This is a genomic window from Paraglaciecola arctica BSs20135, from assembly GCF_000314995.1.
In the GTDB taxonomy this organism is placed as follows: Bacteria; Pseudomonadota; Gammaproteobacteria; order Enterobacterales; family Alteromonadaceae; genus Paraglaciecola; species Paraglaciecola arctica.
On the sequence record NZ_BAEO01000020.1, the window covers coordinates 1 to 10982 of the forward strand.

Below are 10982 nucleotides of genomic sequence, written 5' to 3' on the forward strand. Positions count from 1 at the left end.
TGTCGAGGCTAGCTAAATTCATCTAAAGTACCTAATTTATTATTGTTAATCTAATGTTATGAGCCTAACTGCTTTAGAAGTATATTGCAGCAAATACAATGAGATGGAACGATATTTTTACTAGAAAAAAGTTAAATTACACCTATTCTGATTGGTTATAGCCAGACTTTTTTATAAAGTTCGATGATTTCGTTTAAAACGGGAATTTTTGGATTGTTACCAGGAGAGCCCGAAGCCAAAGCTTGTTCAGCCATATTCGTCAATAAACCCTCGTATTCAGTTTTTACAACGCCAAACTCCGCGAGAGTGGGTACGTTTAAGGTCTGGTTTATGTGTTTGAGCTCATTGATCAGTGTTTGGTGGGCTAATGTTTGATCGTCGATGACAGTGACTAGCCCCATGTGCATAGCACATTCTGCATACTTGCGTGGTGCACCGGGCAAAGAGTATTCAGTAATAGTGGGCAATAACATGGCATTGCTCAAGCCATGAGGTACGTGAAAATGTACACCTATAGGTCGGCTCATTCCATGTACTAAGCCAACTGATGCGTTGGAAAAAGCAATACCCGCTAAGGTAGCTCCCAACATCATCGCTTCTTTGGCTTTAAGGTTATCGGGCTGCTGACACACCTTAATAAGATTAGGCGCAATCAGTTTCATAGCAGCAATAGCTTGTTGATCACTAAATAGATTAGCTTTACGGCTCACATATGCCTCAATTGCATGGGTGAGCGCATCAATACCAGTATCTGCCGCGATTCTGCTGGGCAAACTCAGAGTAAATTGATAGTCGATAATGGCTGCTGCAGGGATTAATCCCGAACCCATACACAGCATTTTTTCATCTGTTGCCGAGTCAGAAATAACTGTGACCTTGGTGGCTTCTGATCCTGTGCCTGCGGTAGTAGGTATTGCCACCACAGGTAAACTTATTTCGGTCACTTGATAAGGAACTTTGTAGTCACTCATTTTGCCACCGTGTGACGCCAATAATGCAATCGCTTTGGCACTATCAATTGCACTGCCTCCACCTAAAGCAATAAGACAGTCATACTGCTTTGTTTTGACCATCTCCACTGCTGCGAGTATTGAGGTGTCGTTAGGTTCAGGCATAGTGTCAGTAAATAGGCCAAAATTTATATTTTGCTGGTTTAATAATGCCTCGACTTTGGCCACATATCCAAGTTCAAGCATGGTTTTATCGGTGATAACACAAGGAAAAGAACAGCCTAAACTGACTAGTGTCTCTGGCAATAAGTCTAAAGAGTTAGCGCCTATCTGCATGATTTTAGGAAGAACGATGCTATTGACCATTTTGTATCAACCATTGTTGAACTTGAGGATTATTAGGGAGCAAAATTTGTAACTCAGCTAATGCGATTTTTATTGCTGCCTTATCCTTGGTTTTATCGGCATAAAGCGCAAGTGAATACAGTAAGTCTGTTTGTTGAGGCCAGCGTTGGTTAGCTCGTAGTAACAAGTCAATCGCCTGTTTTGTGCGATTGATTGAATCTAAAGCTGTCGCTGCAACATAGGCATAGTAGGGTTGTGCATCGGCCAAATCGCTAGCTTTGACTAACCATTGGGCAGCTTTGTAATATTCCTTTTTACGTACCCAAAACAAACCATATTGGTGCAATACGTCAGCAAAATCATGATTTACAACTATAGCTTTTTCTAATATTGCAAGTTCTTTAGTTTGGTTATTGGTTTGCCGCCAAAAATCGGCAAGTGCCAACATAGCTGAAGGTAAGTTAGGCGCAATGGTGAGTGCCTGTTCGAAATGTAGCTGCGCGGTTTTGTTATCGCCCATAGCCAAAGCTAAGTTGGCAAGACTCAAATGTGAAGTTGGAAAGTCGGCCGTGAGTAATAAAGATGCTTTGTATTCGTCTATTGCAAAAGATAATTCTGGCAATAAGGTTTCGGGCATTTGTGATAGCCAAGAGGCTAATAATGCGGTGGCATGAAAACGCACTGATTTCACAGGATCTTTTAACATAGGATACAAGTACTGATAACCCTGATCAGGAGGTAAATTGCGCAGTACGTCAATTGCAGCGCGCCTTAGCAAAGGTTCTTCGGAGTAGAGTTGTTCAATCGCCAATGTTACCGACCCTTGGCTTGGTTGACGATTGATGATTTCTAGTAATTTTGCAGCCACTATAGGGGAGGTTTTTGACAGTTGTTGTTTGGCAAAAGTCAGTTGTTCGGTGCTAGGCAGTAGGTGTATGTTTGACCAATGCTCAGTTGTTGCTAACAGCGGGCTAGACTTAGCTTTAGGCCATGTTGCAAGCTTGGCGGCTACCCAGGATAAATCCTCTTTCTGATGGCAGTTTAGGCAGGCATTTGGTGAATCAATAGCGGCGGATACTGCAGCGTTAGGAATAACAAAACTATGATCACGTCTGTCGTCTACCTGCATATAAGTACGTGCAGGCATATGGCAATTAACACACTGTGAACCTAGTGAATCAACTTTATGTTGGTGATGCTCTGGCAAATCATAAGTAGGCGCGCTATGACACTGAGTACAAGTTTGATTGCCGGGTAATTTTAACTTACCCGAATGGGGATTGTGACAGTTAGAGCAAGTCACGCCTGCTTCTGCCATTTTACTTTGCAAAAACGAGCCCATCACAAAGACTTCATCTTTGATTTGACCATCATCAAAATACAAATCCGCAGACATTAAACTTAAATAATTAGCGTCGTGATAATCAACAGGGTTTTGTTTGATGGTTGGAGTTTTACCAGCAATAGGCAAGCGCCTTGAATGACAGTCGGCGCACTGTTGCATGTATTGATTATTTTTACCGCTAACTAAATTGGCGATGGGATCCTTAGGGGCAAATCCCCAAACTGGCGGTTTTGCATTAAGTTTTGTAAAACCTTTATTGGCATCAAATTGATGGGTTTTAGCTTGTGTTTGATGCAATGCCGCTGGACCATGGCAACTCTCACAACCTACAGTTGTCTCTGCAAACTGCGTGGCATAACTGTTTGTTTCTGCTTGATAATTCTTTTCATAACCCGTGGTGTGACACTCAGCGCAGCGACTGTTCCAATTTTGAAAATGGCGTTGCCAAAAAAAGGGATGATCCGGGGTGATAGATTCATCAGGTTGCAAGTGATACCAGCGTTGACCACCTTGGGCTTTTGGTCGCGTATCCCAGGCAATGTTAAAGGCTTGCATGTGGCCTTTGCCGGTATCCAAAATGTATTGTTGCAATGGATCGAAACCAAAGGTGTATTTTACATCAAAGGTTTGACGCACCCCCTGTTTATTGGTCGTTTCTACAAAATACTGTTTATCGCTTTTAAAAAAGCGCGTTTTGATCTGGTGAAACTCAACTTCAACATTATTAAAATCTCCAAGAACACTATCTGCGCTGGGCGCTTGCATGGCTTTATGATGATCTGATTGCTGCCAAAGTTTATGTTCTGTTTGATGGCAGTTTTGGCAGGTATCGGAGCCAATATATTGAGCCGTTGCGGGAGATACATTGTCTTTGGTGTTGGCTGATACTAGTGGCGTTACTACTAACATGCAGAGCATTAATAAAATAGATATTTTGTATGTCATCGAAAATGGTTGGCCATTTATATTCACTATGTGTTTATGCAATTAGTATAAACACATAGCAAAATAGAACTACAACAATTACAACTAAACCACAGTTTGGTTTTGTGTGCTTAGCTTTTCAATACCTAGCGATATTTTATCACCCACATTAAGATAAACCGGCGGTTTTTGCCCTAAGCCCACACCAGGAGGCGTACCCGTTGAAATAACATCACCAGGTTGTAAACTCATAAACTGGCTTAAGTAACTCACAATAAAAGCCGGCTTAAACACCATAGTGCGACTACTTCCATTTTGATAACGCTTGCCATTTACTTCAAGCCACATATCTAAATTGGTTGGGTCACCGACTTCATCGCTGGTGACTAACCATGGGCCGATAGGTCCAAAGGTATCGCAACCTTTGCCTTTATCCCATTGACTGCCACGCTCAAGTTGAAAGGCTCGTTCTGATACATCGTTACATACGCAGTATCCGGCTATATATTCCTCTGCTTCGGCTTCAGATACATATTTAGCTTCTTTACCAATAACTAAGGCCAGTTCTACTTCCCAGTCCATTTTAGTACTGTTTTTGGGTTTAATGATATCGTCGTCTGGACCACAAATAGCGCTGGTGGCTTTAGTAAAAACTTCTGGTTCATCGGGCAGTGTCATTCCAGATTCAGCTGCATGGTCGCTGTAATTTAAACCAATACAAATGAATTTACCTACTTTACCTACGCACGGCCCTATGCGTGCACCTTTTGGTGCCAAGGGCAGGGTGGTTAAATCTAATGCTTTTAGTTTTTCTAAACTGACTGCCCCAAGCATGCCACCTGTTACGTCTTCGACAAATCCTTCAAGGCTGCGGATATCACCATTGTCATCTACAATCCCAGGCTTTTCATAGCCACTCTCACCAAAACGTAATAATTTCATCGTGTTGTCCTGTAATATAAATTTAGTTGTTAAGTTTCTATTTTAAAAAAACTATTTTCACCACAGAGACTAGGGGAATACAGAGAAAAGATCTGTTATTGGTTTTACCTCTGTGCTCTCTGTGTCTCTGTGGTTATTCGTTTTTAAGCTCTTAGTTATTCAAAGTCACAAAACCACCATCAATGGGGAAGTTAGAGCCAGTGATAAAGGATGCTTCATCTGAGCACAAGTAGGCCACTAATCCTGCAATTTCATCCGCTTGACCCATTCGACCAATAGGTTGGCTTTTGGATAACTTGTCAAACATTTCATCACGATTATCGGGGTAGTTTTTATCTAGAAAGTTATCAACGAAAGGAGTATGTACCCGGCCCGGTGCAATACAATTACAGCGAATGCCATCGTTGATGTAATCTTTAGCCACAGAATAAGTCATGGTTAACACAGCACCCTTGGTCATTGAATAAGCAAAGCGGTCGGCGATCCCAACTGAAGACGCTACCGATGCCATGTTAATTATAACCCCGGACTTACGTGCTTTCATGGCAGGTATAGTGGCTGCCATAGCGTTATACACACCTTTTACATTTACCTGATAGAGGCGGTCTAAATCAGCTTCGCTGGTATTTTCAAGATTACCGACATGGGCGATGCCTGCATTATTGATGAGAATATCGATCAGCCTGTCGTGCAAAATATTGTTAATAACTTGCTGCACATTATCGTGGTCAGCAATGTTGCATGGGTGAGCACTGGCTGAGCCATTTTCCGATTGAATTTGAACGACTGTTTCTGTCGCGGCTTGCTCGTCTAAATCAAGCACCAACACATGGGCACCGGCTGCGGCTAAGCGTAGACATACACTTTTGCCAATTCCACTGCCGCCGCCTGTTACTAATGCTGTTTTATCGGTTAAATTTTGGTTCATAGTTGACCTTTTATTTAATAGATGAAATTAAGGGCATCTCATCTAAATGTTATAAATGATAAAATTGAATGGCTGTTTTAGACCAAATCTGTGCCTGCTCCATTTCATTGGAATTGGCTAAGAATGCTTCAGTTAAACTAACCCATTCTGTGTAATCTGTGGCTAAGTTCAGTACTGGCCAATCGCTGCCCCACATCAGCCTAGAAGCGCCAAATGTATTAAGTAAATGACGCATATAGGGCACTAAAATATCAAAATTGGGGTTATATCCCGCTTCGGTTACTAAGCCTGATAATTTACAGTACACATTAGGCTGTTCAGAGAGAGCTTGAATGTCTTGGGCCCACTGCTCAAATTCACTGCCTTCGATATTAGGCTTAGCGGCATGGTCGATTACAATTTTCAGTAGGGGGTAACGCTTAACAAGCTTTAACAGTTGTTGCAAATGCCGAGGTTTTACCAAAGCGTCAAAACACAATCCAAGTCTTATCAAGGTTAAGAAGGCCGGTTCGAGTGCCGGATCCAGCATCCAGTTATCATCAACGATATCTTGGATCATAGGTCTGACGCCCTTAAAATAAGGACTTTTTGACAACCGCGCCAATTGGTAGGGCGCATCTGCTCCTTGCATATTTACCCAGCCCACTACGCCGGCAATAAAGTCCGTGTTGTTAGCTAAAGACAACATATAGTCAGTTTCAGCAATATCTGGCGCCGCTTGTATTAACACTGTTTTATCAATGCCTGACTTTTTTAAATGAGGTCGTAAATCTTCAGGCGAAAAATCTCGGTATATGGCGCCCATATCTTCAGTTAACCAGTTATAGTAACCGAGCTCTCTTTTCCAAAAGTGTTGATGGCTATCAATTCGCATGTTCAAGACCAGTTGTTTTTGACTCAATGGGTACAGGTGCTTCTTTATTCAGCAAATTGGCTGCTTTTAAACTTTGCCAAAATTCATTAGGAATGGATTGATTAAACAGCTCGATGGTTTTTTGTATTCTGGATACGTTACCTAAGCCTGGAATAACAGATGCCACGCTTGGATGCGCCAGCGGAAATTGCAAAGCCGCAGCGGCTAATGTGACATTATATTCATCACAGATAGTCTCAATTTTAGCGACTCGTTCAATTATTTCAGCTGAAGCTGGGGCATAATTATAATTGGCTATGCTTTTGCCTCTAACGCCTGTTGCCAAAATACCAGAGTTGTAGGGGCCACCCACAATTACGGAACAATTATGGGTTTCGCATTTGGGTAAAAAGGTTTTTAAAGACTCTTGCTCTAATAAGCTGTAGCGTCCAGCCAATAAAAAACAATCCCAGTCACCGTGATCCATGGCTTGTTCACAGACTTCATATTCGTTAACGCCTAAGCCAATGGCCTTTACTAAGCCTTGGCGGCGCAGTTCATCCATTGCCTTGTAGCCACCTTGCATCGCAATAGGGAAATGTTTGGCATTTTCTGCACCGTGGGTATCGCGGCCAATATCATGCATATACAGAATATCAATTCTATCTAAACCTAAACGCTGCAGACTGTCTTCGAAGGAGCGCATTATGCCGTCATAACTGTAGTCATAATGAATATCAAAAGGCATAGGTGAGACAAAACCATGACGCTCTTTGGCATAACCTGCGGGTTTGAGTATGCGACCCACTTTGCTTGAAAGCATGTATTGCTTGCCTTGCAAAGGGCGCAACATATCACCAGTGCGTCTTTCACTTAAACCTTGGCCATAATGGGGGGCAGTATCATAGTGGCGAAAACCTGCTTGCCAAGCAGCGTTTAATACTGCTTTAGATTCATCGTCACTGATACTGTGGTACAAGTTACCAAGGGGCGCGCAGCCAAAACCTAAAGTATCGACTTCTAGCCCCGTACTTCCGATTTGTTTTTTGGGTATCTGCTTGTTTATTAGTGGGGGATTTTGCATCGTATTCACTCTATTCATGCTTGACCAAAAATTGCGGTAGGTCTGCGACTGTAGCGCAGCCTAATTGATTCATCACTTGTTCAAGTTGCGTTTTTAAGCAGTTAATAGTGTGCATGCCACCTTTATTGCCTAAGGCGCCAACACCATAGACAAAAGGACGACCTAAAAAGGTAAAGTCAGCGCCACAGGCCAATGCAGAAGCAATATTGGTTCCAGAGCGTAAGCCACTGTCCATAAATATTTTGATATCTTTGGCGTATTTCGCAGCCGCTTTTTGTAATGGAGCAACTGGTGATTCACCTACATCTAGCTGGCGGGCACCGTGATTTGACATCACCACAGCATCGGCTCCTAAGGATATAGCCGCAGCGACATCTTCTTGGTTAATTAGGCCTTTAATAACTAGAGGACCTTGCCAAAAATCGCGGATAGGTTTGAGCCCATCAATATCTACTCGGCCCATTACCGTTTTATTCATAAAAGCGGCGAGTTGGTCAGTGGGCATGCCTTTGGGCATATAAGGCTTGAGTGTTTGCATTTCTGGCTTGCCGGCGAGGGCGGTTTCGTATAACCAGCGGGGACAGCTCAGCATTTGCAAAATATTTCTTAAGGTCATTTTAGGCGGCATCGCCAAACCATTTTTCATATCTCGTGGACGGTATCCAAAAGTGGGCACATCAACGGTCACCACTAACACCTTATAACCGGCAACCTTAATTCGATTCAGTAAATCTTCCCGAATAGTGCTGTCGGTTGGGTTATACAGTTGATACCAGGCCTTGCCTTCGGATATTTCTGCAATTGTTTCTAACTTGGCAGAAGACACTGTACTCAGTACATAAGGAATATTTAGATCGGCTGCAGCTTTAGCTAAAATTTCTGGTGCTTTAGGCCACATCAATCCTTGTAAACCTATAGGCGCTATACCAAAAGGTGCGTCATATTTGTGACCAAATAGCTCAACCGACATATCCGATTTTTCAAAAGGTTTTAAAAGCTGACTTCGTAATTGTACTGCTTGAATATCTTCACGATTCCGTAGCAGGCCAATTTCGTCATGACAACCTCCCTCAAGGTAATCAAAGGCAAAGCCTGGTATACGCTGACGCGCCTTTTGTTTTAAGGATTTAACATCCGGTAACCTTGGGTCAAAAAAATCTTTCATTAGGAGGCTAACTTATCTACTTTGTTAAGACGTTTTTGCCATTCACTTCCCGTAGGATAGGTGAAGGCGGCGACACTTTCTTCGAACATTTCAATGCTGTAACCTGGTTTGCTGGGGGCAACATAGGCACCATCTTTAATGACACATGGATCAGTAAAATGTTCATGTAAATGATCAACAAACTCTACCACGCGGTCAGTTAAATCTGCTGAGATATGCACATAGTCAATCATCGAAAGGTGTTGTACATATTCACACAAACCTACACCACCCGCATGAGGACAGACTGGTTTTTTATATTTAGCCGCCATCATGTAAACGGCCAGTATTTCATTAATACTTGCAAGTCTACAAGAATCAATCTGAACTATGTCAATGGCATCATTGGCAATAAATTGTTTAAACATGATCCTATTGTGGCAATGTTCACCTGTTGCTACTTTGATATCGCCAATATTCATTTTAATTTTTTTATGTCCATAAATATCATCTGGACTGGTGGGCTCTTCTATAAACCAAGGTTTGACATGGGCAAGTTGGTTGGTCCACTCAATTGCTTCATCTACTTCCCAAATTTGGTTGGCATCAATCATTAACTTAACGTCTTCACCAATTACGCTACGAGCAATTTCACAGCGACGGACATCACTTTCTAAGTCTTGACCAACTTTCAATTTGATATGTTTAAAGCCTTGCCCGACTGCCTCTTTACATAATCTCGCTAATTTTTCATCGCTGTAGCCTAACCAACCAGCAGATGTGGTATAGGAAGGGTAGCCATTTTGTTCTAAATATTGAATACGCTGTTGTTTAGTTGCATGGTTTTTGCTGACCATTTCCAAAGCTTCTTGTTTAGTGATCGCGTCGCTCAGATATCTAAAGTCGATGCAGTTAACAAATTGCTCAGGGCTCATATCAGCTAATAGACGCCACAGTGGTTTACCTTCGGTGCGTGCCCACATATCCCATACTGCATTCACTACTGCACCAATCGCCATATGAATCACCCCTTTTTCAGGGCCAAGCCAGCGAAGTTGACTGTCTGAACGTAGGCAATCGTAAAAATCATTAATATCTTTGGTGATATCGTTTAAGTCTTTACCTATAACCAAATGTCTAAGGGCTTCAATAGCTACACAGCAAATGTCATTGCCTCTGCCTATGGTAAATACTAAACCATAACCTTTGTTACCTTGTTCAGTTTCTAAACATAAATAAGCAGCTGAATAATCAGGATCTTTATTAATGGCATCTGACCCGTCTAATGATTCTGACGTTGGAAAACGAATGTCGTGAGTTTCCAGTGAAATGATTTTGTTTGTTTGACTCATAATTGCTCTTATTTATATATGAAATTAAAACTCGTATATAAAATTAGCGGGTTGTTACTAAAATGTCAACAGTTTACTGATAAGTGTTTAATAGAATATTTTCGATTTTTTTATCTAGTAGTAGTCACTTGTTCTCTTTATGAATGTAACGCACTATTATAGTTTTATAGTTACACCTCAATTACATGCTTAGCATAAAAGGAGTTATTGATGACAAAACAGATTGATAAAGAAGAGCCGGGAAAACGTAAAACATATAGTGCTCCAGCATTAGAAAAAGGCTTAGATATCATGGAGTTATTAGCTGTAGAAGCAGAAGGTTTAAATATTGGTGAGATTACCAAAAAGCTCAATAGGTCAGTGGGAGAGCTTTTTAGAATGTTAGTGGTGCTGCAGCAGCGGGGATATGTATCACTAGAGCAGGGCAGTGATAGGTATACCCTCACATTAAAAATGTTTGGTTTAGCGCATCGTTTTCCACCAGTAAAAAGGCTGACTAGTGTTTCTGCCCCTGTTCTACGTAGGTTGTCTTATGATATTGAACAATCCTGCCATCTAGTTATTTATTACGAAGGAAAAGGCCATGTAGTAGTCCAACAAGACTCACCTTCTGAACGGGTATTTAGCGTGCGGTTGGGTGCCGAAGCGCCTTTAATGAACACATGTTCCGGACATTTGTTATTGGCGTTTGCCGACGAATATACACGTCAACAAATGTTAAGCCGTATCCCTGTTCATCATCCAAATGAAGATGTTTTAGATATGGATAAAATGGTAAGGAAGGTGTTGAGTCAAGGTTATGAAAGTATTCATAGTGCTCAAGCACAGGGAATTCAGGATATTGGCTATCCAGTTTTTGATTATCAAGATCAAGCGGTTGCCGCTTTGATTGTGCCTTACTTTGAATATTTAGATGGATCTCACCAAACAATAGTAGAAGATGCCCATAATATAATTAAACAAGCCGCCAGAGATATTTCTGTCGCATTAGGATATGACCCTGATTAAAAAACGTATATAAATTCCATCATTAGGTTTTTTTTCAAAAATCATTTTTAGGTTTAGCCATCACAATCCCGTTAATATTTTTATTTTTAACATCAATTGTTAACTAT

9 protein-coding genes are annotated in these 10982 nt (G+C 41.5%); 1 reads left to right on the forward strand and 8 read right to left on the reverse strand.

What is annotated here, in order from left to right:
* Nucleotides 1–155 precede the first annotated feature (155 nt).
* The 8 genes from GARC_RS07875 to GARC_RS07910 all read right to left on the reverse strand — a co-directional run bounded on the left by GARC_RS07875 (nt 156) and on the right by GARC_RS07910 (nt 9867).
* Nucleotides 156–1316 (reverse strand): iron-containing alcohol dehydrogenase, encoded by a 1161-nt coding sequence (locus GARC_RS07875; protein ID WP_039989128.1) that lies wholly within the window; start codon nt 1314–1316, stop codon nt 156–158.
* A complete protein-coding gene (locus GARC_RS07880) occupies nt 1306–3585 on the reverse strand; it encodes a multiheme c-type cytochrome (protein ID WP_153810895.1) in 2280 nt (759 codons plus the stop codon). The genes GARC_RS07875 and GARC_RS07880 overlap by 11 nt, the downstream gene beginning before the upstream one ends.
* Nucleotides 3586–3669: 84 nt before the next feature.
* Nucleotides 3670–4506, reverse strand: coding sequence for a fumarylacetoacetate hydrolase family protein (locus GARC_RS07885; RefSeq protein WP_007618606.1), 837 nt, complete (start codon nt 4504–4506; stop codon nt 3670–3672).
* 151 nt (nt 4507–4657) lie between these two features.
* A complete protein-coding gene (locus tag GARC_RS07890; RefSeq protein ID WP_007618607.1) occupies nt 4658–5434 on the reverse strand; it encodes an SDR family NAD(P)-dependent oxidoreductase in 777 nt (258 codons plus the stop codon).
* A 49-nt stretch (nt 5435–5483) separates the two neighbouring features.
* Entirely contained in the window at nt 5484–6308 is an 825-nt protein-coding gene (locus tag GARC_RS07895) for an amidohydrolase family protein (protein WP_007618608.1), read from the reverse strand.
* Entirely contained in the window at nt 6298–7371 is a 1074-nt protein-coding gene (locus tag GARC_RS07900) for an aldo/keto reductase (protein WP_007618610.1), read from the reverse strand. Before GARC_RS07900 ends, GARC_RS07895 begins: the two co-directional genes overlap by 11 nt.
* Nucleotides 7372–7381: 10 nt before the next feature.
* Nucleotides 7382–8536, reverse strand: coding sequence for an alpha-hydroxy acid oxidase (locus GARC_RS07905; RefSeq protein WP_007618612.1), 1155 nt, complete (start codon nt 8534–8536; stop codon nt 7382–7384).
* The gene (locus GARC_RS07910; RefSeq protein WP_007618614.1) at nt 8536–9867 is read right to left on the reverse strand and encodes an L-fuconate dehydratase; all 1332 of its coding nucleotides are present in this window, start codon (nt 9865–9867) and stop codon (nt 8536–8538) included. The genes GARC_RS07905 and GARC_RS07910 overlap by 1 nt, the downstream gene beginning before the upstream one ends.
* Nucleotides 9868–10077: 210 nt before the next feature.
* On the opposite strand from GARC_RS07910, the gene GARC_RS07915 reads away from it, so the two are divergent.
* Nucleotides 10078–10875 (forward strand): IclR family transcriptional regulator, encoded by a 798-nt coding sequence (locus tag GARC_RS07915; RefSeq protein WP_007618617.1) that lies wholly within the window; start codon nt 10078–10080, stop codon nt 10873–10875.
* The last annotated feature ends 107 nt before the right edge of the window (nt 10876–10982 follow it).